This window comes from Brucella pseudogrignonensis, assembly GCF_032190615.1.
Classification (GTDB): Bacteria; Pseudomonadota; Alphaproteobacteria; order Rhizobiales; family Rhizobiaceae; genus Brucella; species Brucella pseudogrignonensis_B.
Window position 1 is genome coordinate 352,414 of record NZ_JAVLAT010000002.1, and the last position, 25,087, is coordinate 377,500.

The following is a 25,087-nucleotide window of genomic DNA, read 5'->3' on the forward strand; positions in this document are numbered from 1 at the left end:
TTTATCGACTCAGCCAATCGTTGAGTTCAACCTCTGCCCGTTCCAACGCACTGTAATTCAAGAGCTTTCGAAGCAAGGCGATTGTGACTGCACGCGATCGAAGGTTGAAACGCCCCTCCTCTGGCTCACCTTTCTCCTGGTACACGCCCAGTTTTTCGTAAAGCTGCTGCAATCGGTTCTGCACGCTTCTGAGCGACAGATTACGTCTGCGTGCGATAACGCGATCGGTCAAACCAAGTGCTATATCGATCAGAATTTCATATTCGCTCTCGCTGAACCCGCTGGTATGACCAAGGCTCTTCTGCTGTAAACCGCGGACTTCACGGTCGATCACGCACTGCGCCTCAACAAAAATGCTGCGGAGCGCCAAGCGCAATTTGTCGTCAGATGCCGATTTCAGCACATAGCCATAAGCGGCGCCTTCCGGCACGATGCGCGAAACACCACGCACATAGGCTTCATCGGCATAATTCGACCAGAACAGGATGCGCGTTTCCGGGTTTTCCTTCCAGATGGTTCGCGCAGCTTCAATGCCATTGCGTCCACTCATCTGCAGGTCCATGACAATATGCGCTGCACGATGGATACGGGCCAGCTTTTCACCGGCCGAGCCGTTATCCGCTTCCAGCACATCAACGCACTCAGGCAAAGCGGCGCGGATCGCCTCGCCGAGATAGGTGCGATGCAATGGATCATCCTCTACGATCAGAACCTGCATCTTACCCTCCAATTGGTTCATTCATTTCCGGCGGCAGATGGATCGTCACGCAAGTGCCGCTGCCGTCCGTATTTTTTCTGATGGCGAAGATTGCAGAAATGAGCCGTGCTCTTGTGCGCATATTATCGATACCATGGCCGATACGCGGAGCCTGACGGTCCATACCAATGCCGTCATCCATAACTTCAACGAGAAGCCGACCACCCTTATCGCGCAGACGAACGCGGATTTCTCCAGCGAGAGCATGACGAATCGCATTGTTGATTGCTTCCTGCACAATGCGGAAAAGCGAAGTCGCGACCGTCTCTTCGAGCCTGTCGGTCATGCCGTCGCTCTGGTCTTCCAGAATCCATTCAATTGCAGCGCCGCTTTCGCGGATCGAACGGTCGAGATGGTTCTCCGTTGCCTGCGCAAAACCGAAGAGCTGAAGCACGGAAGGTTTTGCTTCTTCGATGATCTGCCGCAAATCCTGCATGCAATGCTGCAAGCCGCGAAACAAGGGTTCGAGCTGTTCGCCCGAAAGGTCGGGCGCGCGTGTCAAACGCTCGACGTGACGGGCAAGACGGGTGAGATCAGCGAGTGTCTGATCATGCAGATCCATGCCAATGCGATGGCGTTCCGTTTCCAGAGCCTCTGTGAGTTTGAGTGCGCCAAACCGCAAGCCCTCCTCACGCGCCCGCGCTTCCGCCTCGACAATCGCCGAGCGCTTCGCCTGTTCAGCGGCACGGATTGCGAAGAAATAAGGTGCCAGAAGATCGGCAATCGACTGCGCATTTTCTACATCGCGTGTTGAATAACTGCCCGTTTGCAAGCTCGAGCAGCTGAGCGCGCCAATAATATCTCCCTGTGCCTTGAGTGGCACATGCAATCGGGCTTTAAGATCATGTTCAATGATCGGTGTCGAAAACGCCCCTTCAAAATGAAAACGCGGATCTGTGCGGGCATCATCCGTCAGCAAATATTCAACTTCGCCCGACAATACCGTGCGGATCGGACTTCCCGAAAGAAGTGCGGGTGGATTGCGGCTCCAGGCAGTGGCAATGCCGCTCTCATAAGCAATGTGAAACTTGCCATCCACCATCTTGATGCAGACATCGAGATGGTCATAGGGCAGGATATGATTGATCTCTGCAGCGACGGACTGAATAATAGAATCAAAATCGAGCTGCCCTGCCAGCAATCTGGAAATAGTCAGATAGCGGTCAAGCAGGCGTGAGGGGGCCAGTTCCAGCAAGCGACTCTCCTCCCAAAGACAGGTTGCTTTACTCTTATAATACGCCGCTTCTCTATCAGCGCGTCTTGCGGTTTCCCGCAATTTTGCTGCGCAAACCCGCAGCATGGTTGCTTTGATCAGCCTTCACAGTGCAACGCATTTGTTTCATCCTCGCTTCATCAGAAAATTGCCCGCAAGACAACAGGAAATGTCATGGGCGAGCTGATGCTGTTGAGGAGCGGCGGTGCGGGAGGTTTCGCGCCACATTCAAATTCGAACGATCCGAAGCGCTGACAGGCGCTGCGGGGCGGATATTTGCAACTGGGAGGAATGAAATGAAGCTTGGGAAAATTCTTTTGGCATCTGCAGCACTCGCCACATTGATGGCAAGCGGTAGTGCATTTGCTGACACATCATCAAAGAAGATCGCATTCTCCAACAATTACGCCGGTAACTCATGGCGTCAGGCGATGCTACAGAGCTGGGACAAGCTTACAAAGGAAGCCGTTAGCGCAGGCACAGTTTCTGCAGCCGATGCTTTCACCACAGCTGAAAACCAGGCCACCGAACAGGCAGCGCAAATCCAGAATATGATTTTGCAAGGCTATGACGCAATTGTCATCAATGCTGCTTCACCAACTGCATTGAATGGCGCCGTCAAAGAAGCCTGCGATGCGGGCATCACCGTCGTTTCCTTCGACGGTATCGTCACCGAGCCTTGTGCATGGCGCATTGCGGTTGACTTCAAGGGAATAGGCGAAGGCCAAGTCGATTATCTGGCCAAGCGTCTTCCTGAAGGTGGCAACCTGCTTGAAATTCGCGGGCTTGCCGGTGTTTCTGTCGATGATGAAATCCATGCTGGCATTCTGGAAGGCGTGAAGAAACACCCGAATTTCAAAATCGTCGGCTCTGTGCATGGTGACTGGGCGGCAGATGTTGCGCAGCGCGCTGTGGCCGGTGTCCTGCCTAGCCTGCCGAAGATCGACGCCGTGGTAACACAAGGCGGCGACGGTTACGGCGCAGCACAGGCTTTTGCCGCAGCAAAGCGCGAAACACCAATCATCATCATGGGCAACCGTGAAGACGAACTGCAGTGGTGGAAGCAGCAGAAAGATGCGAACGGCTATGAAACCATGTCGGTTTCTATTGCGCCGGGCGTTTCAACACTCGCTTTCTGGGTCGCACAGCAGATTCTTGATGGCAAAGACGTCAAGAAGGACCTCGTCGTTCCATTCCTAAGCGTTAATCAGGACACGCTCGATAAAGAACTGGCAAACACCCAGAAGGGTGGCGTTGCGAATGTCGAGTATTCGCTTGAAGACGCGCAGAAGGTTATTGCGGACGCAAAGTAAACCTTTTCTCCCAGGGGGTGGACATTTCATGTGTCCGCCCCTCCCTTATATCTCCAAACCAGTTCGAGTGCATGGCAAATTCAATCGACAAAGGCGAAGTCGTCGCCGCACGCAATATTCGCGTGCAGTTCGGTGCGGTGAAGGCACTGGATGGCGCGGAACTTGTGATCCATGAAGGCGAATGTGTCGGACTTGTCGGCCATAATGGCGCGGGCAAATCCACCATCGTCAATGTCATCAATGGTGGCCTTACCCCGCATGAGGGCAGCCTTTCCTATCACGGTGAGGCAGGCCATGGCGTGGCGACTGCCCGCAAGCACGGCATCCGCTGCGTCTTTCAGGAGCTGTCGCTCTTCCCTAATCTGACAATTGCCGAAAATGTCCGCATCATGCAGCGCGACCTTACGGGCGCGAACTGGCGCGGCAAGGCCGTAGACCTCATTGCAAAAAAGCTCAGTGAGATTTTCCCCGGCCACAAGATTGATTGCGCGGCAACCGTTGATGAGTTGTCCATTGCTGAACGGCAGATGGTTGAAATCGCCATTAACTTCACCGCCCCCGGCACGCCACCAAAGCTGGTCATTCTCGATGAACCAACCTCATCGCTCGATGCGGGCATTGCTGCACAGCTGATGACCTATGTTCGTCGCTTTGTCGGCACAGGTGGTTCGGTGATCCTCATTTCGCATATGCTTGGTGAAATCCTTTCAACATCCGACCGCATCGTCGTGATGAAAGACGGCAAAGTCGTCGCTAATCGTGCAGCAAGCGATTTCACCAATCGCAGCCTTGTCGAAGCCATGGGCAGTGTCGAACGTGAAAAAGCGGCACGCCGCACGGCACAAGCCAGCACGACAGGCACTGCCGTTCTCTCTGCAAAAAAGCGCGCCCATGACAGCAAGCCGTTTCAGGCTTTCAAGGGCGAAGTTATCGGCCTCGCTGGACTTGCCGGTCATGGTCAAACCAAGATGCTGCTCGATCTTTATTATGCGCGTCGGCCAAACTGGTTGCCTGCGCGCAATTGCGAGATCGCATTTGTGGCGGGTGATCGCAGCTTGAACGGCACGTTTCCGCTCTGGAGCATCCTGCACAATCTCACCATTGGTTCGCTTGATCGTCTCTCATCGCTAAAGCTCGTCGATCAGTCACGCGAAGATCAGCTTGGCGGACAGTGGAAAGACAAGATCCATATCCGTACACCCGATATGGGCAATCGCATTCTGTCGCTTTCCGGTGGCAATCAGCAGAAAGTGCTTTTTGCGCGTGCGCTTGCGACCAGCGCCAATGCCATTCTGATGGACGACCCCATGCGCGGTGTGGACGTCGGCACCAAGCAGGAAGTCTATGAAATCCTTCGCCAGGAAGCTGAAAATGGCCGTACCTTTGTCTGGTATTCCACCGAAATGGACGAGATCGAATTGTGTGATCGCGTCTATGTCTTCCGCGACGGTGCAATCGTGACAGAACTTATCGGCGACGAAATCACGGAAAAGAACGTGCTTGCTGCATCCTTTGAGGGAGGACACGAATAATGCGTTTCTCCGCTTCATCTCTCCGCCTTCTGACGCCGGTCTTCTCGCTCGCTTTGCTGCTGGCTGCTGTTTTCTACATGCAGCCGCGCGCAATGAGCTATACCGGCCTTAACCTGCTGTTCAACCTCGCCGTCCCGATTGCGCTCGCAACAATCGCGCAGATGCTGATCATGGCAGTCAATGATCTTGATCTGTCGATGGGCACCTTCGTGAGCTTCGTGGTCTGTGTGGCTGCGACCTATCTCAACACAAATCCCGTCATCGGTGTTCTGATCCTTGCAGCGGCGATTGCAGCCTATGCGGCACTCGGCGCCATCATCCATCTGCGCAATCTGCCCTCCATTGTCGTCACACTCGGAATGTCGTTCGTGTGGGGTGGCCTTGCCGTTTTGCTCCTGCCCTCACCCGGCGGTCAGGCGCCCGACTGGGCACGCTGGATCATGACCACTAAACCGCCATTCATACCGATGGCAATTGTCGCAAGCATTCTGATTGCCATTGTTACGCATTTCATCGTCATGCGCACGACATTCGGCGTGCTGATGCGTGGTGCAGGCGGCAATGCCCGCTCCATCGAGCGCGCGGGCTGGTCGATCACAGCAATCCGCGCCGGAACATATGCGCTTGCGGCCTTTTTTGCAGTGCTTGCAGGCATCGCACTTGTGGGACTGACCACCTCGGCAGATGCCAATATTGCGCTGCGCTATACGCTGCTCTCCATTGCCGGTGTCATCCTTGGTGGTGGTGAATTTGTTGGCGGTCGCATTTCTCCCATTGGCGCAGTCATCGGGGCGCTAACACTCACGCTTGCGGGTTCCTTCCTTTCCTTTATGCGCATCTCGCCCGACTGGCAGATTGGTGCGCAGGGCGGAATCCTCATCATTGTTCTGGCGCTTCGCCTCTTCCTCAATCGCCTCGACCGCCGGGAGAAAAAGCAATGAACGCTGTCTCCGTTCTCACAAGCCGTCCGTGGATATGGTCCTTCATCGCAACCATTGCTGTCTGGGTCATCACCATATTGTTTACGGGTGGCGCGGGTGCCGCAGGGCTTTCTCACGCGGCCTTCACCTTCGCATCGTTCTCGGTGATTGTCGGCCTCGGGCAGATGTTCGTCATAACGCTTGGTCCCGGCAATATCGACCTCTCGGTTCCGGCCACCATGACCCTTGCCGCCACATTGGCATTGAAGCTGATGGACTCGCAAGACAGCATGCTGCTGGCAGGGCTTGCCGTTGCTCTTCTGATCGGCCTTGGCATTGGCATCTGCAATTATGCGCTGATCAAGGCGCTGCGCATTCCGCCTATCATTGCAACTCTGTCGATGAGCTTTCTGATCCAGTCGACCGCTATCTGGAGCAATCGCGGTCTGCGCGTAAAACCGCCCGAAATTCTGGCACAGTTCACCACCTCTTCTGTCTTTGGCATCCCCAATGTTGCAATCGTGGCGCTGCTCCTCTCGGTGTTGGGCTGGGTGCTTCTCAAGAAAAGCATTTATGGTCGTTGGATTTCAGCCATCGGACAAAATCCCTTTGCTGCACGTATGGCAGGTGTTCCGGTTGATGGGACACGCTTCGTCACCTATCTGCTTTGCGCAGTATTGGCTTCGCTCTGCGGCTTCCTGCTTGCCTGTTTTTCAGGCGGCGCGGCACTCAATATGGGTGCTGAATATCTGCTGATGTCGATTGCCGTCGTCATCATTGGAGGCACAGCGGTCGCCGGTGGCGATTCCAATATCCCCGGCATCTGGGGAGCCGCTCTCTTCATGTTCCTCATAGTCTCCATGCTCAACACCTACGGCTTCGGCGCCGGTGTTCGTCTCGTTCTGACAGGACTAACCATCATTGCGGTGATTTTCCTGGCGAGCCGCCGCAGACCTGAGCGTTAAACAGCATTCCCGGAGTAGTATCTTTGTCTCAGCATCCTTCGATTTACGAAATTCACGACGAGCGCTTTCAAAATCTAATCATATCGAGCGCCGATCTTGATGAACTCTATAGTGATTGTCGCTGGGCCGAAGGGCCGGTCTGGTTCGGTGATCTGAATTGCCTGCTGTGGAGCGACATTCCCAACCAGCGTATTTTGCGCTGGGTGCCGGAAGGCGGCGTTTCTGTGTTCCGCCAGCCTTCAAATTTTGCCAATGGCAATACGCGCGACCGTGAAGGACGACTGGTCTCCTGTGAGCATGGCGGGCGTCGTGTCACCCGCACTGAACTTGACGGCAGCATCACCGTGCTTGCCGATAGCTATCAGGGAAAAAAGCTCAACGCACCAAATGATGTTATCGTCCGCTCAGACGGTACCATTTGGTTCACCGACCCGACCTACGGCATCATGGCGGATTATGAAGGCTACAAAGCAGACGCCGAACAGCCAACCCGCAATGTGTATCGTCTTGATCCGAAGAGCGGCGAACTTACAGCCGTCATAACAGACTTTCAGCAGCCCAACGGCCTCGCCTTTTCGCCCGATGAAACGAAACTCTTCGTTGCAGACAGCGCCTATAGTCACGACGAAAAAGCACCGCGTCATATCCGGGTTTTCGATGTCGTTGATGACGGCAAGCGCGTCACGGGTGGTAATATTTTCTGCACGATTGATAACGGCCTACCAGATGGCTTTCGTTTTGACACGGATGGCAATTTGTGGACCAGCGCTGGCGATGGCGTGCATTGCTTCTCACCCGACGGTGAACTGCTTGGTAAGATCAAGACGCCGCAGACCGTCGCAAATATCACTTTTGGCGGCCCGCGCCGCAACCGGCTTTTCATTGCTGCAACAAAATCGCTTTATGCGGTCTATCTTACTGTCACAGGGGCTCAGCATCCATAAAGGCTCGATCGTTAAACAGTGCGAAAAATAATTTCTTTCCAATTTAAGTGAGACAAAATATCTGATCATGACATCTGTGATGGACCTGGGTCATTCGTGCTGAAGGTTGTGATCGTACCACGCTCACTCAATATGAAAAGGAATTGACGGTGTTCAGCCGGTTTCGTCTGTTTATACCTATATTGGCCGGCGCGAATTTGCGCGATCGCGTGATCGCGTGTTTCGGTGCTTTGCTGGGTATCGGCCTCACAGGTTTTATCACGGCACTCATACTGGGGCAGTCGATGGCTCTGCCCATCATCGTTGCTCCGATTGGTGCTTCTGCGGTGCTTATTTTCGCTGTTCCAGCGAGTCCCCTGGCACAGCCATGGTCAATCATCGGCGGCAACGTGATTTCAGCGCTGGTTGGCATAACAATTGCAAGATTTGTCGACCATCAGGTGCTCGCCATCGGCCTGAGTGTCGGCCTGGCCATCGCCGCGATGTCTTTTGCCCGTTGCCTGCATCCGCCGGGTGGCGCGGCCGCTTTGACAGCTGTAATCGGTGGCCCTGCCGTGACGGGGATTGGATATCAGTTTGCTTTTATCCCAGTCGGATTGAACTCGGTCACGCTGGTTGTGCTGGGCATTGCCTTTCACAAGCTCATGCGGCGCAAATATCCGCATGTGCCGGTAGCAACTCCCGTCAATACGCATAAGACCAGCGATCTGCCTCCATCTTTGCGCGTCGGTTTCAATTCAGATGATGTAAACAAGGCGTTGCAGGCCATTGATGAAACATTTGATATTGATCCTTCCGATCTGGATCGACTGTTAAGGCAGGTCGAGCTGGAAGCGCTTCTTCGCACCCATGGCACATCGCAAGCAAAAGATATCATGTCGCGCGACGTGATTTGCGTCACTGAAGATGACACGCCAGACCGGGCGCGAGAACTGCTACTCACGCATAACATACGCGCATTGCCAGTGGTCGATGGGACAGGCAAGCTCAAAGGAACGATTGGATTGCGCGAGCTCCAGAACATCGGTACCGATGCAGGCTCGTTGATGATAGAGGCAATCAAGGCTTCACCGGACGATCCGGTGGTAGGACTGGTGCCAAAGCTGACCGACGGACATGCACATGCCATCATCGTGACCGATCACGATGATATCGTGCAGGGCCTCATCTCGCAGACTGATCTGCTCAGTGCGCTTGGACGCTCGCTGCGTTTTCAGGAGCCGAACCAGCCAAAGAAGCGGAAGTCTCCGCTTCACCTTCTGCGCGGTGCAGGCATTTAACCAATATGAATAAGCTCTCTTGAAAGCCCATTTCCTTTAATTTGCTGCGGACATAGCGAAGTGCTGAAAAATCTTCGATCGCAAAACCGACGCTATCGAACAAAGTAATCGCCTGTTCTGATGAGTGTCCTTGAATGCTACCAGTAATGACTTCCCACAATTCCTTAACCGGATAATCGGCATCAAGCTGCTGAATTGCACCTTCAATACGGGTCTGCGGCGGTTATTCGACAAAGATATCAGAGCACATCAAGATATCCTTATTCAGCTCAGTCTTACCGGGGCAATCACCACCAAGAGCATTGATGTGCACATTCGGTCCAACCATGTTGTCACTCAGAATCGTCGCATATTGTTTGTCTGCCGTCACAGTGGTGATGATATCCGCGCCTTCAACAGCTTCCTAAGAGGTGCCAAATATCAAAATAGAAAGGCCTGTATAGGCAAGGTTACCACGCCAATGGTCAAAACCAGCTTCATCATATTATCAACGCTGACGAACGGGACAATGTTCAGCTTTTCAATCGTCATATTGTCAATCCTCTATTGGATGGCTTGTTGCTGAACTTCAGGCACGCTTCGACAAAAATTCTTCCGCGATCAACGATACAACCTGCGGCAAGATCTCAAATGCATAAGGCGCATGTACGCGCTCCAGCTTCTGGTGAAACTCGCGGCCCCAAGGACCGATGTTAACCACAGGGAACCGCAACGCATCGCTGGCCGGATGGTCAACCAAACGTGCAACCGGCGTATTGAGTGAAACGAGATCCTGACCAAGCGTCGCCTGCCCCAAGAAGCTCATATCTGAAATTCCCTGGAAATAAGGCTTCCAGACCAATGCCTGATCCGCAAAATTTTCGAATTGCTGCATCGTCGCGTCAATCGCCTGTTTGAATGCACGATCATTCGCCTGCTTCTCATCCAAATGGCTTGCAGGATAATGAAGACCAGCAAAGCCGACCACGACTGCCGGACCAGACAGATGAGCCACACCCACCAGCCATTCCGTTAACTGACGGCTGACAGATAAAGGATTGTCTATGTGGGAGAGGCGCTTTTCCTGCTCGCTGTAAAGCGCCTCGAACTTGTCGCCTGCGACTTCCGCAGCGATAAGCCGTAATTGCTCAAATGTAATGAGCTTCGGTGCAGCCGGAATGGCGCCCGGACGTTTGCCAATCAGCTTACCGAAGGCTTCAGACTGCGCAGAAAAACGTTCAACCGCTTGCGTAGCGCCTGCCAGCACTTCATTCTTGAAGCGTTCAAACAGCTCTTCTGCAGTCATGGCATGATAAAGCCAGTTCAGTGCGATCCAGAAGCGTTCAGGCGTGGTCACTTCATATCCATCGCGCAAATCTTTTGCTTCAAGGCAGATTGGCGGTGGTGAAATATCATTCTCGTCGCGATCAGCAAGAGCAGCATTGCCCTCAAAGCGAGCCAGAATACCAGCAGCCATAGCCTGTGCACTGACACCTTCATAAGGATAGCTTGCATGTGAGCTTAGTCCGATGACCAGCGCAAATGGTAACAACTTACCGATGGTTCCGGCATAGACCGCGCGTCCCTCCTGACCGTCGCCTTGATCAGACGTCACATCGAGATTGATAGCTGCTGCGATTTCAATGTCGAAATCACGGGCTATCGCGGGCAGCGCATTGCGCATTGAGCGCATACCGCGGCTTTCGCGTTCTTCATCCGGTGTGAACACAAGCAGGAGATTGCCGTTGCGATCTTCATCTTCAGCAAATTTTTCAGCGCAAGCGATACCAACGGCAAGGCCGCTTTTCATATCAAGCATGCCGCGCCCCGGAAGAAAATCGCCACTCAGCAAATCTTCCAATGCACGATCTTCCTGTGCAGAACGTGAACGCTTGGATAGATCCGCAATCAACGCATCTTTGAGCTTGAGACTCTCGCAGGCAAGCGATTTCAACTCGTGATAATTATCCGTTGCAACCGTATCGAAATGGCCTGCCAGAGCGAGTGTGTGTTTGCCCTTACCACGCACCAGTGCGACGACATTGTGCGTCAGCTGATCACCATGACTGGCAATTGTGCGGATATTATCAGGGTTCTGCTGAAAGTAAGGAATTTCCTTCAAAACAGCCACCAGATGATCAGAGAATGTCGCTTCGCCAGGCGTTCCGGTTTCGCTGTTCCAGCCAACCAGACGCAGCGCCAGTTTCTCAACATGCTGTGCATCAATATGGTTGTGCGCCATCGTTACGGCGTTAGACGCGCCGTTTGCAATATTCGCAGTCATAGATCAAATCTCCTTTGATCGAAGCGTGTTCGCCTTGCGCAACACACCGCTAAGACATTAATTTCAAATTTAATGAGACAGATGCTTGCGCAGGAATGCCCGCGTCCGCTCTTCCGTGGGATTGGACAGAACCTGATCTGGCGAGCCCTGTTCAACCACCACACCACCATCCATGAACATGACGTGGTCACAGACTTCGGCTGCAAAACGCATCTCGTGTGTGACGATCAACATAGTCATATGTTCACTTGCGAGCTGCTTCATCACCTGATTCACTTCTTCAACCAATTCTGGATCAAGTGCTGAAGTCGCTTCATCAAACAGCATCACTTTGGGCTGCATAGCCAATGCGCGAGCAATCGCAACACGCTGCTTCTGACCACCCGAGAGCCGTGCAGGATAGGCATGACCTTTATCGATAAGACCAACCTTCGCAAGCAAGCTATTTGCACGTTCCAATGCATCTGCCTTGGACAAACCCTTCAGCTTCATCGGGCCAACCATGATGTTCTGGAGAACAGTCAGATGTGGGAACAAATTAAACTGCTGGAACACCATCCCCATTTCCTGACGGATATGGTTGATGTGCTTTTCAAAAGCACGGCCCTTCAGCGGGCGATTAACTTGATGGCCATCAAGCCAGATTTCGCCGCTGTTGGTTTCTTCCAGCATATTGATAGAACGCAAAAGCGTGCTTTTGCCTGAACCGCTGGGGCCGATAATGGAAACAATCTTTCCTTTGGCGACAGTCAGATCAATGCCTTTCAGCACCTCAATATCGCCATAAGACTTTCTGATCTGACGCAGTTCGATCATGGGGGTCTGTGTGTTCATCGGATAGCTTCCGCTTTCTTGGCCGCTTTGCTCAAAACCCACTCCATCAAAAGATTGATGAGGTAATAGAGGACGGCTGCAACGAAGTAGAACTCAAAAGGACGATAGGTTTCGCTGATGCCACGCTGTGCACTCAGCACCAATTCTGTGATGCCCAGAACCGACAGGACGGCTGTATCCTTGAGCAGGATAATGCTGTTATTTCCAACCTGTGGCAGCGCAGTCAGGATCGCCTGTGGGATAATGAAATAGCGCAGCGATGCGCTGCTTCCAAAACCGAGCGAACGTGCGGCCTCCATCTGTCCTTTATCAACGGCTTGAAGCGATGCACGGAAAATATCGGCATTGTAAGCCGCGTAGTGCATACCAAGGCCAAAGACGCCGGTCCAGAAAGCTGGCACCATAATGCCGATCTGCGACAAACCATAATAGAGCAGATACAGCTGTAACAGCAGCGGCGTTCCCATGAACAGAAACACGATACCGCGGATGGGCAAACTGATCAATTTGGGCGCATGCAGCGTGACAATTGCAATAACAATTCCCAAGACAATGCTAATTAAGCCAGCCAGTACAGTAATGAGTACAGTCCAGGTTAGCCCAATGAACATAAGCTCGGCATACGGCGGAACAACGCTAAAATCGAGACTCATGCCCCTGCCCTCTTGTCTGCACTGAAGTAGATTTCAAGGCCGCGAATGATCAGAGAAATGACAGCGATAATCACAATATATGCCGCCGCCGCGACCGCAAAAACCTCGAAGGGCTTATAGGTCGAAGTTACAAAACGCTGTGCGGTGTAAGTCAGTTCAACCACGCCAATTGTGGACACAAGCGCGGTACTTTTCGTCAAAATCACCGTGTTCACGCCGAGCGAGCGGATCATCAAGGGTGCAGCTTGTGGCAGAATAAAAAGCCGCATCGTTCCAACGCGACTAAAGCCAAGTGACCGTGCCGCTTCATTCTGCCCCTTATCGACGGCCAAAATAGCGCCGCGCATGCCTTCCGACATATAGGCCCCGATGTTGAAGCCCATGGTAATCACGCCAGCGACAAAGGGCGAGAATTCGAAGCCGAATTGAGGCCCACCGAAGAAAACGAGAAACAACTGTACCAGTAGCGGCGTCCCGCGCATCACGCTGATATAAGCGGTTGCGATCCAACGCACCGGCGCATAACGCGAAAATTTGGCAATCACCAACGAGCTGGCAACAAAGAGGCCAATGAGCAATGACACAACAGTCAACTCAATTGTGACCCACCCTGCCTGGACAATGAAGGGAAAAATCCGCTCTATGAGTGCAATATCCATCCTTCAACCTTTCTGCTCCAACACAGGACGCATCTGCCAAACCTGATCAATCCGGCAATGCGCCAGCCAGCAATGCGCCAGAAAGTGCATATGACAAAGTTTAGGAACGAAAGCATTCTCCGAACAATTACCTGACATCACTGGTCGAAGCCAAAGACTCGGGAAGCTAGAGCGACAACAAAAAAATATCGTCGCATATATCGAAGGTGGAGCGGCTTATCAGCCGCTCTCAACCAACCGTGACATTAGCGGATATCCGCACCAATCCACTTTTCAGAGATGGTTGTGTATGTGCCATCTGCCATCATCTCATCCAGAGCTTTCTGCATGGCATCGCGCAGTTCTGGATTGTTCTTACGCACGGCAATACCAATGTCATAGCGCGGCAGCTGATCATCCTTGACCTGGTCAATCGGTGCATTGCTTTTCCTGATTGCAACCAGAACCGGAACGTCGTCTGCGACAACCGCATCAATACGGCCTGAACCAAGGTCAAGCAGCATTTCTGGCAACCCCTTATAGGTGCGGACTTCATATTTGCCCTGCTCACGAACCCACTTTTCAGAAGTTTCGCCCAGCGTCACACCGATGGTCTTGCCGTCAAGCTCATTAAGCGATTTAACCGCGTCACCCTTGCGGACAAACAGCGCCAGACCGGAACGGTAATAAGGACCGACGAAATCAATCGCCTTCTTGCGCTCTTCGGTAATGCCCATCGATCCAACGATCGTATCAAAACGACCCGTGACGAGACCGGCAATAATGCCATCCCAAGCAGTCGTCACAATCTCAGGCTCCGCCTTCAGACGGCGCGCAATTTCGGAGCCGATATCAACGTCAAAACCAACGACCTGATTGTTTTCATCGACAAAGCTGAAAGGTGGAAACACGCCCGAAAGCGCAATTGTCATTTTGCCGTTCTTCTGGATTTTCTCCAGATCATCGGCCTTAGCCACATGCGCGGACAAAGAAATACCAAGCGCAATAAGCGCCGTAGAAATAAGTCTCACCATTTTCATTATCGATGTTCCCTACGAAAGCTCCGAACGAAGCTGTTGACGCAATTTTCACAGCCTTGTAGCCGGCCTGAACGGGGAATTGTGTAGCACTCCTCCTGCTTGCAGCATTTTAGGAGCCACTTTTACATTCCCCTTAGATGAAATCATTAGTCACAATTTCGTTGACAAAAAAGAATAGAAAGTGATTATTTTTATAATAAAATGACGATTTAGTCAGAAATAATTACGAAAAAGACAGTGGGAACGATGGACGACCTGGATAAGAGACTGATAACAGAATTGCGTATCAACGGACGTGCCTCCGTTCCGCAGCTCGCAGAGTTACTCGGCGTTGCGCGCGCGACGGCTCAAAAACGCCTGGACCGCTTGATTGCCAATGGTGACATCAAAGGCTTTACGGTGCGCGTTCGGGATGACATCGGAAAAGACCAAATCCGCGCTTTTATGCTCATCGAAATGTCAGGCGCATCTCTGAAAGCCACCATCGCCGCAATTAAACGCGTTCCCGGTTTAACCAGCTTATGCAACACCAATGGGATTTGGGATGTCATCGCAGAGCTCGAAGTTTCAACGATCTCGGAATTGAATGAAGTAATCTCGACCATCCGTTCACTTCAAGGCGTCAGCAAAAGCGAAACCTTCATCATGTTGGGGCCAGCATAACATATGATTTTTCGCTATTTTTGTAACTTGTGATATCGCTTAATTAATCGGTCGCGCTTGAGCTTTGAAAGGCGTTGAAGCCAGAAAATACCGTCGAGCTGGTCAATCTCATGTTGATGGCAAACTGCAAGCAAGCCATCAGATTCTTCAGTCTGCTCCGTGCCATCAATATCCTGATAACGCAGATGAATGCGGGCATGTCTTTCAACATCGTCCACCACACCCGGCATGGAGACGCTCCCTTCCTGATGACGAATTTTCTCATCGGAAGCCCATGTGATTTCGGGATTGATATAGGTCTTGGCGCTGCCGGGGCCGGAAAGCTCAAGCACCACCACACGCGTCAGAACGCCGATATGCGGAGCTGTGATGCCGATGCCGGGTGCTGCGCGCAGCGTGTCGAGCAAGTCCTGTGCGAGAACACGAAGATGATTATCAAAGACGGTGACAGGTGCTGCTGCTGCACGCAAAGCTGCATCCGGAAATTTGACGATTTCTCTTACGGTCATTCTGCTTCTCTGCTCTTCGCTGTCTGCCAACTATTGCGTTGAGCAATGTCTTTATTTTGCAAAATGCGCAAGCGGGCACGGCAATATGCAGTGCCCGCCAGTGGTTCAGAACGAGACTTACTTGGCGTTTAGGAAATCTGCCACTTCGAGCAGGATAAATTCGTTATTCGCAGCTTCGCCAATCTGGCGACCGCCCGAAAATGGCAGATTATTATCATTGGCGACCAGGATATGCGTATCGTCAACGCGCATCACGTCTTCAATGGTGAAGAACGGGAAGGTAAACTTGCCCTTGAGATCGCGGGCTGCTGCGGTCTTCAGGATTGCCTTGTTGTCAGGGTCCTGAATGTCCATCAGATTGATATGACCGATACGATGGATGTAGCCGTCTGCGTCGATCTTCGATGTATCGACGAGAACGATGTTCTTGACCTTTGCTGGCAACGGGTAGCAGGCCGAAAGATCGTCGGTCTTGCACTCAAGGCTTGGATCGCCTTCGCCATTGTCACGCTCGATGACCAGCGCGCGGGTGTCGTCAATAAAGTTGAAATCACCGATAGCAGTTGCGCCTTCGGCCAGACGGAAACGGTAGCTATTGCCTGTCCATTCGCCCTTGCCGGTGTCGAAAGTGATGACGCGCAGGAAATCGCCTTCCGGCTTGCCACTGTCGTCAAAAAGCGGCTTTTCAAGCATAGCCCAGAGCTGGTTGGTCTTTGGCTGCAAGGCCATGCCTTCGTAACCGCCCGAACGCTGAACGCGATAATCCTTGCCAGCAACCGCTGGCACGACGATGCCCGCTGTATCCGGTCCTGTCAGCTGCTTACCATCGAGCGTGGTTGGATAGACGGCTTTCACGCGACCATCGAGACCAGCGCGAATGATGTAAGGGCCAAACTCATCACCAATCCAGATCTCGTCATTGAGATACTGAATGCTTTCCGGGTCAAAATCCGCACCCGTCAGGTAACGGCCATCGGTGCCTTCATAAGCGATGCGGAACGGCACTTTCTTGTCGGGGTCGCGCAGAAAAACCGATTCCACGCGCTCAACCTTGCCGGTTTCAAAATCAGGCTTCATGCGGTGGAAGAACAGCAGTGCATCCGGGCTGTTGGCCTTGGTGCCAAAACCGTTGTCGGTGAGTGTGAAAATGGTGCCATCGGCTGAGCGGTTCATCGCGAAACCTGACATGCCCTGTACCGGTTGGCCGATGAAGGGAAGCGAGATGCCGGTGGTGTGGCTGCCATAGGCCTTGCCGACATCGCCCATGACGCTCATTGGTTTGTCATTGCGTGCCTTGCCGGTAAACTTGCCGGAAACCCAGGCGTCGCGGGGTGCATCGGCAGGCGGTGTTATCAGCGTCAGAGCTGGCAGATAGGCGTGACCTGCCAGTTTAGCGGTGAATGTCTCGTCAGCCATGGCGGAAGACGTCATAGCAATCGTGGCAATAGAAGCGAGAAGATAACCAAGGCGCATAAGGGACCCCCTAAATTGCGAAAACAAACGCAATGGTCCTTAAAGGGGCCCTGTGACGGGTGATTATCATCACGATTAAGGTTTGATGACAGCTGCTAAGGAAACTTGAGCACGACGAACTGGGTAAATTGGTAAACAAAAAACGCACCGACCAAAGCGAAAATTTTTTCTCGTGCAAGGATGGGCATGGCGTTGTTCCGAGGGCGTATATCCAATGTGACGATTAACAGTGCTTTCAGCATCATATGTCACCTGCCTGATCAAACAACATAGCCGGCAAAGCAAGTTTTACAAATTAATCGGCGAATTGTTATACCAGTGTCATCTAGCTTTCTTATCTGACCTCCGCACGCATTACACAGTGGGGATTTCTGATATGCGCAAACTGCTTCTAGCTCTCGCCTCAGCAACAATGCTGACAACTGCGGCCGGTGCTGCAACCGTCTATCCGATTGACCGGGCGACAATCCTTGTCAATTCGCCATTCGATTTCAAGGTTGAGTTCGATAAGGTCGTTAAGCCAGAGGACGTGAAAGTTACCGTCAATGGACAGGACTATGAAGCTGTATTTGGCAGCAAAGCCGAGTTTACCGCTGAAGAAAAGGGCGCAGAAGACAAGGTTCTGGGCTCTGCTCTTATTCTGCGCGGACTGAAAATCGGCAAGGCTGGCGATTACAAGGTTGAAGTTTCAGCTGGCGACGAAACCAAGTCTGTCAATTGGGATGTCTATGCGACCGGCAATGAAGCCAAAGCCAAGAACATCATCTTCCTGATCGCTGACGGTCTTTCGGTCGCGCACCGCACCGGCGCGCGCATCATGTCGAAGGGCATGACCGAGGGTAAGGCCAATGGCCGTCTCAACATGGATGACATTCCACCTGTGGCTTTCATCGGCACGTCGTCGACCCATTCGATTGCGACTGACAGTGCCAACACCATGTCGGCTTACATGACGGGCCATAAGTCACGCGTGAATGCACTTGGCGTTTATGCCGACCGTACACCTGACAGCCAGGACGACCCGAAGGTTGAAACCATTGCAGAAGCAATGCGTCGTGAAACCAAGAAGTCCATCGGCATTGTTTCGACATCCGAACTTCAGGATGCGACACCGGCAGCACTGGTCGCACATACGCGCAAGCGTTCCGACAAGGCTGATATTGTCGGCATGATGTATGACGTGAAGCCTGACGTTATTCTTGGCGGCGGTTCTGCTTACTTTCTCGCCAAGGACGTTCCGGGTTCCAAGCGCAAGGACGACAAGGATTATATCCAGTTGTTCAAGGATGCCGGATATGCGCTGGTCACAAGCAAAGATGAGCTTGCAGCATCGGGTGAGTCCAATCAGGACAAGCTGCTCGGTCTTTTCCATACCGGCAACCTCGACGTGACGCTTGATCGTGAGTTCCTCAAGAAAGGCACGGTTGACAAGTTCCCAAACCAGCCGGGTCTGGTGGAAATGACCAAGACTGCTCTCGAAAGGCTGTCCAAGAATCCGGAAGGCTTCTTCCTGATGGTTGAAGGCGCATCGGTTGATAAGATGAGCCATCCGCTTGATTGGGATCGCGCACTGGTCGAAACCATCGAGTTCGACAAGGCTGTTGGCGTTGCCCGCGAATTTGCCGAAAAGAACCCGGACACGATGATTATCGTCACCGGCGATCATACCCATGGCGTTGCCATCATTGGTACAGTCGATGATGAAAAGCCGGGCGATGAAATGCGCGAAAAGGTTGGCACTTACGATGCCGCCGGATTCCCGAATTACGAAGACACCAATGGCGACGGTTATCCGGATCGCATCGATGTTTCGCGTCGTCTGTTCCTCGCCGCCAATAACGGCCCGGATCATTACGAAACCTTCCGCCCAAAGATGGATGGCGCCTTCGTGCCAGCCGTTAAGAACGAGAAGGGCGAATATGTAGCCAATGAGGCTTACAAGGATGTTCCGGGCGCAGTCTTCGTTCAGGGCAACATCCCTAAGGAAGATGACACCGGCGTTCACGCGGTCGATGACGTTGTTCTTCAGGCAACGGGTCCAGGTTCCGAGGGTCTGCGCGGCTATATGGAACAGAGCGATGTTTACCGTGTGCTTGCTGACACCTTCGCGCTCGGCAAGGCCAAGTCTGAGTAATCTTCGTTTGATCAAGGACAGGCGGGTTTTCCGCCTGTCCACTTCTCTTCAGGAGGGCAAGATGCGCACAGGACCGCATTTCAATCGCAGGCAACTCATGCTTGGTGCATTGGCAACTGCGCCTTTGATGTGCATTGCAAACAGGGCACAAGCCGCAGAGCAACTTGGCTTTGACAATCTGTATAAAAGTTTTGGCGTGCTGGGTCTGGAGTTTTCCGATCAGGTCAAAAATGCTTCCGGCCGGCAAGTGGCGATCCGCGGGTTCATGGCACCGCCACTCAAGGCTGAAGCCAACTTCTTCGTTTTGACCGAAATTCCGATGTCAATCTGCCCATTCTGCTCGTCGGATTCCGACTGGCCCGATAATATCATGGTTGTTTATCTGGCGTCCAAACAGACATTCGTGCAGTTCAATGCGCCAATTCTGACGCGCGGCACGCTGGAATATGGTTCATGGACAGACCCTGAAACGGGCTTTGTCAGTCAGCTTCGTCTGCGTGATGCTTCTTTCAAAACGGTCTGATGATGATGCTTGCCAAGCCATCGGGCCTGTCGCTCGATATTGCCGATCTGGAAGTGCGCTTTCCGAGGCTGGCTCTCCCTGTGCTTTCCATTGAAAAATTTAATCTGGCTGCTGGTGGTCATCTGGCAATTACCGGTGCCTCCGGTTCGGGGAAAAGCACGCTGGTCAACGCCATAACGGGTCTCGAACCCGTGAAAGCCGGCAAAGTCGTATGGGGCGAAACGGCAATCAGCAGCCTGTCTGCTTTCAGGCGCGATGCGTTTCGTGCGCGCAACATTGGTCTGGTGATGCAGGATTTTCACTTGTTTCCGGGTCTTTCCGCACTGTCCAATGTGCTGTTGCCGCTCAAATTGAGTTTTGGGGTGAAGGCTGATGATCGCGCACGCGCGCTTCAATTGCTTCAAACAGTCGGAATAACCCGTCCCGATCAACATATCGAAACGCTGTCGCGCGGCGAGATGCAACGCGTGGCTATCGCGCGGGCGCTTCTTTCTAAGCCCGGCGTGATCGTGGCCGATGAGCCGACTGCAAGCCTTGATCAGAAAACCGGTGCCGATGTTGCCGAGCTTCTGGTGCGGCTTGCGACCGAAGAAAAGGCAACACTGGTTGTTGTCACGCATGATCCGCAGCTGATGCAATATTTGCAGCGCCGCATTCGCCTTGAAGGCGGAAGGATTGCAAGCGACAGCGCGGAGATGGAATTGTCATGATCGCATTCATTCTTGCCGATCTGCGCCGCTTCTGGGGTGGTGCCGTTGCCATCATCGTTCTGCTGGCTTTGTCGGTTGCATTAAGTTCGGTCGTAACCTTGCAGGAACGGGCAGTGAGGCTTGGCACGGCGCGGGCATCCGACAAGTTTGACCTTGTGATCGGTGCGGCGGGAAGTGACACGCAGCTCACACTTTCTTCGGTGTTTTTGCAGCAGTCGCCTCTGCCACTTATGTCGGGTGCGATGCTGGGCAAACTTGCCAATGACAAGCGCGTGGCCTTCGCAGCACCCATAGGCTTTGGCGACAGCGCGATCGGCTTTCCCATTGTCGGCACGACAACCGGGCTTATTTCCGCCCTGTCACCACAGCTCGCCGAAGGCACGATGTTCACGCGTCTGGGTGAGGCAATTATTGGTTCGGCAGTCGATCTAGCAGTCGGGGCTAAAGTCAATCCAATGCATGGTACGGTTGAAACCGGCGGACATGCCCATACCGAGGTCAGCTATCATGTAGCTGGCAAAATGGCCCCGACCGGCACTGCATGGGATCGGTCCATTCTGGTTCCCATTCGCACGGTCTGGCAGCTGCATGGCATGGAAGCTCATGAAGAGCACGAGCATGATGACCATGCTGAAAAGCCGGGTAACGGATTTGGTGTGCTTATCAATGAAAAACCACATGACCATGATCACGAAATCGACGTCAATGCGCCGCTTGACGAGACTTTCGATGCCGATAGCCCCGGTGTTCCGGCTATTCTTGTAAAACCAAAGACCATTGCGGATGCCTATCGGTTGCGGCAGGAATATCGTTCTGATCGCACATTGGCGATCTTCCCGGCAGAGGTTCTCACAAGGCTCTATTCAACATTGGGAGATGCCCGCAGCCTGCTGCTTGGTATCGCCATCGGTACGCAGGTGATTGTGGTTTTCGCCTTGTTGTTGGTTGCGGTCATGCATATCGGCGCGCGAAAACGTCAGATCGGTGCGCTGCGGGCGCTTGGTGCGCCGGTTCGCTCCATCATGGCGATTGTCTGGGGCGAGTTATTTTTCCTGCTGCTGCTTGGAATCTTTCTTGGGCTGGCAATCGGCTATGCGGCAGCGCGGGCCATCACATCATGGCTCACCGCAACAACAGCAGTTAGGATGCCGGTGGAATTTGCGATGAGCGATGTCTGGCTTGCTATTGGCTTTATTGCTGTTGCAGCACTGGTTTCACTGATTCCGGCGTTAATGACGCTTCGCATGAGCCCGGCAGAAGCTTTGCGGGCTTAACTTTGTAGAACAAATGATATCGATATGGTGTAAAAGGGCTCAAAAAGGCCATTACCATTTACGGCGTCCAAGTTTTAAATTGGACGCCGACTCTTGAAGTCAGGTTCGATCGGATATTTTCCATCCGCACGGGCTATGCAGATCTGGATAAGCTTCTGGTGCATTTACTGCGCCGTAAGCACGAATTGCTCAAAGTTCTTGAACGCCCGGAAATCCCGTTGCACACCAATGCGTCCGAGATTGATCTGCGCAGTTGCGTCACAAAGCGCAAAATCTCCGGTGGCACTATGAGTCGGGACGGCCGTGCCGCCCGCGACACAATGCTCGGCCTTATGAAGACTTGCAAAAGGCTTGGCCTGTCCTTCTGGCATTATCTCGGCGATCGGCTTGGCGTGCCCGCTGAACGACCAGTGACCCAGGAACTCGCAGGCTTCATCATTGCAGAAGCCTGACCCTGCTTACTTACGGCGGTAGGGCTTTGAGAATAGGACCACCTGCCCTGCTTTTGTCGGGACTTCATCCCGACTATCAATGTCGATCTCAGTCATCCGTGCCTTCCTCAAAATGCAATTGCACGGATTATGATAGACTGCGATAATCCGTGCAATTGCCCAGTAAGATGGCACTGCCACCAAATCCGCTCCGCTTACCCGCCCCCCGCTTACGACAGACTGAAGAAATCAGGCCAAAGTCAAACAATTGAAAAGATATAATAAAACAAAAGTTAATCTATTTAACCGCAACTTTGGTTTAAGCACCGAAGAGATACGCCCTCTTCGTGCAGTCGCAAAGAGTGACTAATCAAGCCTTCTGCACTACTTGTATACGGTGTTTAAGCGAAAGATGTCCATGCATACACCATATAAGGACGACATTCACGCGGAAAAGCCTGGAAATAGCGACTACCATTCAATCTCAGGCTGATCTTGTTTCGCAAAGCTCAAAAATGCGGCGGTTAAAAACTCAAACGAACATCGCATTTTACAATTCCTATGCGCAATGAACCCGCCCAATACACACCGCACCTTTTTGAAGGCTCACTTCGAATATACGCTCCAAGCATCGCATGATGCGCTAGTCTTGAAAAGAATACAATAAACAGAAACCATCCGTCACCGCGAATTAAAAATCTATCATTCAGGATGAAACTCACCATACCCGCGGAACAATAGATTCAGCTTCGCAGCTGATAAAGAATAGATACCCACTTGGAGCTGAATGAGCCCTCCCGATTCCCCCACAACTAATGTTGTCGCTCCCAGAAACGGCGCTTGAAAAGCGAACCGAATCTCCTATTTTTCGTCTCTAAAGATGTAGACTGCCGTCTATTATGATTAATTCTCTTTGAATTCAATTAGATAGGCTTTTTTCGATTCGTTGTAAAACAAGACAAAGCCCTTAAGGCAGATACGCTAACCATTTGTTAAGTTAGACCTCTTGCAGCAAAATAAGAATCGGACATAATGACGGTATTTAGACGGCATTAGTTCCAGTGCCGTCATTAGGGATGCTAATTCTATGAATACCGCAAATCAGGCAGAGCAAATGTCGTTTGACGACATGATATTGACGCAAGGTCGCGAAATCTCGCGCAAGCTCAATTTGCTGCGCCATGAAAACTTTCCGCCAGATGCGCGCAAAAACTTGCGCCAGTTTTCTATGGCTGAAGCTGCGTATTTTCTAGGTGTATCTCCAAGCAACCTCAAAAAGCTTCATCTGGAAGGTAAGGGTGTCGAGCCGATCATTCTTTCTGGCGGGCGGCGCGCCTATACGATCGAACAACTTCAAGAGCTGCGTCAATGGCTCGATCAGAATGGTCGTGCCGAAGTAAAGCGTTATGTTCCACACCGTCGTGGCAATGATAAATTGCAGGTCATTGGTGTTGTGAACTTTAAGGGCGGCTCCGGCAAGACAACGACAGCAGCGCATCTGGCTCAGCATCTGGCTCTTACCGGCCATCGCGTACTCGCCATTGATCTCGATCCACAAGCTTCGCTTTCAGCGCTACATGGCATTCAGCCTGAGCTTGATGAGTTTCCTTCGCTCTATGAAGCCGTTCGTTATGACGAGCAGCGCAAATCAATCCGGGAAGTTATTCGTAAAACCAACTTTCCGGGTCTTGATGTTATCCCTGCTATGCTCGAGCTTCAGGAATATGAATATGACACACCTCTAGCAATGCAAAACGGTGGAGAGGGTAAAACCTTCTGGAACCGTATTGCATTAGCTCTTGAAGAGGTTGATGCAGAATACGACGTTGTGGTTATCGATTGCCCACCGCAACTCGGTTATCTGACTTTGACCGCCCTTTCGGCAGCCACATCGGTCCTCATCACCGTTCACCCTCAGATGCTCGATCTTATGTCGATGTCACAGTTCCTGTTGATGCTGGGCGACATTCTCAAGACTGTGCGTCAGGCAGGTGGTGCGGTCCAACTTGATTGGTTCCGCTATCTCATCACGCGCTATGAACCGACTGATGTTCCGCAAGCACAAATGGTTGGCTTCATGCAGAGCATGTTAGCCTCTCACATGCTGAAGCATCACATGCTAAAATCAACGGCGATATCCGATGCTGGCCTGACGAAGCAGTCACTCTATGAAGTTGAGCGCTCTTCCATGAACCGTGGAACCTATGATCGCGCCATGGAAGCCCTGGAAGGCGTCAATACTGAAATTCGCGGCCTTATTCATCAGGCCTGGGGTCGTTAGACGGCAGTCTAATACGAGAAATATGAAATGAAATCAGTGCTATCGCTGATTTAAGGATAAGAGAATGGCACGGAAAAACATTTTTCAGAGCGTCATGAAGACGGAAGAAGCAGATGGAGCCGCTGCTGCGCCGGTCGAGAATGTTACGCGCCGTTTTGGTGCCGCAAAATCATTGTCAGCATCGATCGATGAACTCGCCAAACAGGCATCCCATAAGCTTGATGGTGAAGCAATTGTCGATCTGGATCCTGCTCTTCTCGATGTGTCTTTCGTTGCAGATCGTCTTCCTGAAACTGATGATCACGAATATAAAGAGCTTTTAGAGGCCGTTCGTGAGCGGGGACAGGATAGTCCTATTCTCGTGCGCCCTCACCCAGAGACCAACGGTCGCTATATGATCGTCTTTGGTCATCGTCGTGCCAAGGTCGCGCATGAGCTTGGTATCAAAGTTAAAGCAGTTATCAAACCGCTGGCTGATCTGGAACATATCCTGAGCCAGGGTCAGGAAAACTCAGCACGTGCAAATCTCAGCTTCATTGAACGCGTCTTATTTGCAGCGCGCCTCGAAGAGCTGCATTATAGCCGCGAAGCTATTCAAGCAGCGCTTTCTATCGATTATCAGACTCTATCGAAAATGCTGACAATTCCACGTGCTATTCCAGAAGACATGCTGGTTGCTATTGGTCCCGCAAAAGGTGTTGGTCGTGATCGCTGGTTGGAATTACGCAAGCTGATTG

Annotated in this window: 23 protein-coding genes and 1 pseudogene (1 of these 24 cut by a window edge); 14 read left to right on the plus strand and 10 right to left on the minus strand. The window is 52.3% G+C overall.

Features of this window, described 5'->3' with window-relative positions; genetic code table 11:
* Position 1: 1 nt before the first annotated feature.
* Both RI570_RS12980 and RI570_RS12985 read right to left on the minus strand, forming a co-directional pair.
* Positions 2-718 (minus strand): response regulator transcription factor, encoded by a 717-nt coding sequence (locus RI570_RS12980; RefSeq protein WP_313830033.1) that lies wholly within the window; start codon positions 716-718, stop codon positions 2-4.
* Between the two features lies 1 nt (position 719).
* Entirely contained in the window at positions 720-1,952 is a 1,233-nt protein-coding gene (locus RI570_RS12985) for a sensor histidine kinase (protein ID WP_313828973.1), read from the minus strand.
* 314 nt (positions 1,953-2,266) lie between these two features.
* Here RI570_RS12985 and RI570_RS12990 point away from each other — a divergent pair, with 314 nt between their 5' ends.
* From RI570_RS12990 to RI570_RS13015, 6 genes are all read left to right on the plus strand, one after another.
* Positions 2,267-3,283, plus strand: coding sequence for an ABC transporter substrate-binding protein (locus RI570_RS12990; protein WP_313828975.1), 1,017 nt, complete (start codon positions 2,267-2,269; stop codon positions 3,281-3,283).
* Positions 3,284-3,354: 71 nt separating this feature from the next.
* Positions 3,355-4,815, plus strand: coding sequence for a sugar ABC transporter ATP-binding protein (locus RI570_RS12995; RefSeq protein ID WP_313828976.1), 1,461 nt, complete (start codon positions 3,355-3,357; stop codon positions 4,813-4,815).
* A complete protein-coding gene (locus RI570_RS13000; RefSeq protein ID WP_313828977.1) occupies positions 4,815-5,756 on the plus strand; it encodes an ABC transporter permease in 942 nt (313 codons plus the stop codon). Before RI570_RS12995 ends, RI570_RS13000 begins: the two co-directional genes overlap by 1 nt.
* Entirely contained in the window at positions 5,753-6,700 is a 948-nt protein-coding gene (locus tag RI570_RS13005) for an ABC transporter permease (RefSeq protein ID WP_313828978.1), read from the plus strand. The genes RI570_RS13000 and RI570_RS13005 overlap by 4 nt, the downstream gene beginning before the upstream one ends.
* Positions 6,701-6,723: 23 nt before the next feature.
* Positions 6,724-7,644 carry an SMP-30/gluconolactonase/LRE family protein gene (locus RI570_RS13010; protein WP_313828979.1) on the plus strand — a complete coding sequence of 307 codons (921 nt, stop codon included), beginning with the start codon at positions 6,724-6,726 and terminating at the stop codon, positions 7,642-7,644.
* 149 nt (positions 7,645-7,793) lie between these two features.
* Positions 7,794-8,924, plus strand: coding sequence for an HPP family protein (locus RI570_RS13015; RefSeq protein WP_313828981.1), 1,131 nt, complete (start codon positions 7,794-7,796; stop codon positions 8,922-8,924).
* On the opposite strand, the pseudogene RI570_RS13020 reads toward RI570_RS13015, so the two are convergent.
* From RI570_RS13020 to RI570_RS13045, 6 genes and pseudogenes are all read right to left on the minus strand, one after another.
* Positions 8,830-9,327: pseudogene (locus RI570_RS13020) on the minus strand (hypothetical protein); the annotation flags it as partial. The gene RI570_RS13015 and the pseudogene RI570_RS13020 sit on opposite strands and share 95 nt — an antisense overlap.
* Before the next feature lie 165 nt (positions 9,328-9,492).
* On the minus strand, positions 9,493-11,175 hold the full coding sequence (locus RI570_RS13025) for a M20/M25/M40 family metallo-hydrolase (protein ID WP_409558693.1): 1,683 nt from the start codon (positions 11,173-11,175) through the stop codon (positions 9,493-9,495).
* Positions 11,176-11,256: 81 nt separating this feature from the next.
* Positions 11,257-12,021, minus strand: coding sequence for an amino acid ABC transporter ATP-binding protein (locus RI570_RS13030; RefSeq protein WP_313828983.1), 765 nt, complete (start codon positions 12,019-12,021; stop codon positions 11,257-11,259).
* Positions 12,018-12,674, minus strand: a complete 657-nt coding sequence (locus tag RI570_RS13035) for an amino acid ABC transporter permease (protein WP_313828984.1) — start codon at positions 12,672-12,674, stop codon at positions 12,018-12,020. The genes RI570_RS13030 and RI570_RS13035 overlap by 4 nt, the downstream gene beginning before the upstream one ends.
* A complete protein-coding gene (locus RI570_RS13040) occupies positions 12,671-13,333 on the minus strand; it encodes an amino acid ABC transporter permease (RefSeq protein ID WP_313828985.1) in 663 nt (220 codons plus the stop codon). The genes RI570_RS13035 and RI570_RS13040 overlap by 4 nt, the downstream gene beginning before the upstream one ends.
* A gap of 245 nt (positions 13,334-13,578) precedes the next feature.
* Positions 13,579-14,352 carry a transporter substrate-binding domain-containing protein gene (locus RI570_RS13045; RefSeq protein ID WP_409558670.1) on the minus strand — a complete coding sequence of 258 codons (774 nt, stop codon included), beginning with the start codon at positions 14,350-14,352 and terminating at the stop codon, positions 13,579-13,581.
* A gap of 246 nt (positions 14,353-14,598) precedes the next feature.
* Here RI570_RS13045 and RI570_RS13050 point away from each other — a divergent pair, with 246 nt between their 5' ends.
* Complete coding sequence (locus RI570_RS13050; protein ID WP_313828989.1) at positions 14,599-15,015, plus strand: Lrp/AsnC family transcriptional regulator; 417 nt, start codon at positions 14,599-14,601, stop codon at positions 15,013-15,015.
* A gap of 14 nt (positions 15,016-15,029) precedes the next feature.
* On the opposite strand, the gene RI570_RS13055 is transcribed toward RI570_RS13050, so the two are convergent.
* Both RI570_RS13055 and RI570_RS13060 read right to left on the minus strand, forming a co-directional pair.
* Positions 15,030-15,524 (minus strand): peptide deformylase, encoded by a 495-nt coding sequence (locus RI570_RS13055; RefSeq protein WP_313828990.1) that lies wholly within the window; start codon positions 15,522-15,524, stop codon positions 15,030-15,032.
* 117 nt (positions 15,525-15,641) lie between these two features.
* On the minus strand, positions 15,642-16,997 hold the full coding sequence (locus tag RI570_RS13060; RefSeq protein WP_313828991.1) for an esterase-like activity of phytase family protein: 1,356 nt from the start codon (positions 16,995-16,997) through the stop codon (positions 15,642-15,644).
* A 376-nt stretch (positions 16,998-17,373) separates the two neighbouring features.
* On the opposite strand from RI570_RS13060, the gene RI570_RS13065 reads away from it, so the two are divergent.
* The 7 genes from RI570_RS13065 to repB all read left to right on the plus strand — a co-directional run.
* Positions 17,374-19,131 carry an alkaline phosphatase gene (locus RI570_RS13065; RefSeq protein ID WP_313828992.1) on the plus strand — a complete coding sequence of 586 codons (1,758 nt, stop codon included), beginning with the start codon at positions 17,374-17,376 and terminating at the stop codon, positions 19,129-19,131.
* A 61-nt stretch (positions 19,132-19,192) separates the two neighbouring features.
* Positions 19,193-19,654: a hypothetical protein gene (locus RI570_RS13070; RefSeq protein ID WP_313828994.1), complete on the plus strand. Its 462-nt coding sequence runs from the start codon at positions 19,193-19,195 to the stop codon at positions 19,652-19,654.
* Complete coding sequence (locus RI570_RS13075) at positions 19,654-20,364, plus strand: ATP-binding cassette domain-containing protein (RefSeq protein WP_313828995.1); 711 nt, start codon at positions 19,654-19,656, stop codon at positions 20,362-20,364. Before RI570_RS13070 ends, RI570_RS13075 begins: the two co-directional genes overlap by 1 nt.
* A complete protein-coding gene (locus RI570_RS13080) occupies positions 20,361-21,638 on the plus strand; it encodes an ABC transporter permease (RefSeq protein WP_313828996.1) in 1,278 nt (425 codons plus the stop codon). Before RI570_RS13075 ends, RI570_RS13080 begins: the two co-directional genes overlap by 4 nt.
* A 143-nt stretch (positions 21,639-21,781) precedes the next feature.
* A complete protein-coding gene (locus tag RI570_RS13085; RefSeq protein WP_313830034.1) occupies positions 21,782-22,090 on the plus strand; it encodes a transposase in 309 nt (102 codons plus the stop codon).
* 1,066 nt (positions 22,091-23,156) lie between these two features.
* Positions 23,157-24,350 carry a plasmid partitioning protein RepA gene (repA, locus tag RI570_RS13090; RefSeq protein ID WP_313828998.1) on the plus strand — a complete coding sequence of 398 codons (1,194 nt, stop codon included), beginning with the start codon at positions 23,157-23,159 and terminating at the stop codon, positions 24,348-24,350.
* A 64-nt stretch (positions 24,351-24,414) separates the two neighbouring features.
* Positions 24,415-25,087, plus strand: the 5' portion of a protein-coding gene (gene repB / locus RI570_RS13095) for a plasmid partitioning protein RepB (RefSeq protein ID WP_313828999.1). It continues 314 nt past the right edge of the window; the window shows 673 of its 987 coding nt (coding positions 1-673); it begins with the start codon at positions 24,415-24,417; the stop codon falls past the right edge of the window.

Bases quoted from the DNA above. Each gene is read 5' to 3' on its own strand.
- RI570_RS13075 (WP_313828995.1), top strand. From the start codon at position 19,654: ATGATGATGCTTGCCAAGCCATCGGGCCTGTCGCTCGATATTGCCGAT.
- RI570_RS12990 (WP_313828975.1), top strand. From the start codon at position 2,267: ATGAAGCTTGGGAAAATTCTTTTGGCATCTGCAGCACTCGCCACATTG.
- RI570_RS13030 (WP_313828983.1), bottom strand. From the start codon at position 12,021: ATGAACACACAGACCCCCATGATCGAACTGCGTCAGATCAGAAAGTCT.
- RI570_RS13055 (WP_313828990.1), bottom strand. From the start codon at position 15,524: ATGACCGTAAGAGAAATCGTCAAATTTCCGGATGCAGCTTTGCGTGCA.
- RI570_RS13000 (WP_313828977.1), top strand. From the start codon at position 4,815: ATGCGTTTCTCCGCTTCATCTCTCCGCCTTCTGACGCCGGTCTTCTCG.
- RI570_RS13040 (WP_313828985.1), bottom strand. From the start codon at position 13,333: ATGGATATTGCACTCATAGAGCGGATTTTTCCCTTCATTGTCCAGGCA.
- RI570_RS13005 (WP_313828978.1), top strand. From the start codon at position 5,753: ATGAACGCTGTCTCCGTTCTCACAAGCCGTCCGTGGATATGGTCCTTC.
- RI570_RS13080 (WP_313828996.1), top strand. From the start codon at position 20,361: ATGATCGCATTCATTCTTGCCGATCTGCGCCGCTTCTGGGGTGGTGCC.
- repA (WP_313828998.1), top strand. From the start codon at position 23,157: ATGAATACCGCAAATCAGGCAGAGCAAATGTCGTTTGACGACATGATA.
- RI570_RS13070 (WP_313828994.1), top strand. From the start codon at position 19,193: ATGCGCACAGGACCGCATTTCAATCGCAGGCAACTCATGCTTGGTGCA.
- RI570_RS12995 (WP_313828976.1), top strand. From the start codon at position 3,355: ATGGCAAATTCAATCGACAAAGGCGAAGTCGTCGCCGCACGCAATATT.
- RI570_RS12980 (WP_313830033.1), bottom strand. From the start codon at position 718: ATGCAGGTTCTGATCGTAGAGGATGATCCATTGCATCGCACCTATCTC.
- RI570_RS13065 (WP_313828992.1), top strand. From the start codon at position 17,374: ATGCGCAAACTGCTTCTAGCTCTCGCCTCAGCAACAATGCTGACAACT.
- RI570_RS13050 (WP_313828989.1), top strand. From the start codon at position 14,599: ATGGACGACCTGGATAAGAGACTGATAACAGAATTGCGTATCAACGGA.
- RI570_RS13035 (WP_313828984.1), bottom strand. From the start codon at position 12,674: ATGAGTCTCGATTTTAGCGTTGTTCCGCCGTATGCCGAGCTTATGTTC.
- RI570_RS13045 (WP_409558670.1), bottom strand. From the start codon at position 14,352: ATGAAAATGGTGAGACTTATTTCTACGGCGCTTATTGCGCTTGGTATT.
- RI570_RS13060 (WP_313828991.1), bottom strand. From the start codon at position 16,997: ATGCGCCTTGGTTATCTTCTCGCTTCTATTGCCACGATTGCTATGACG.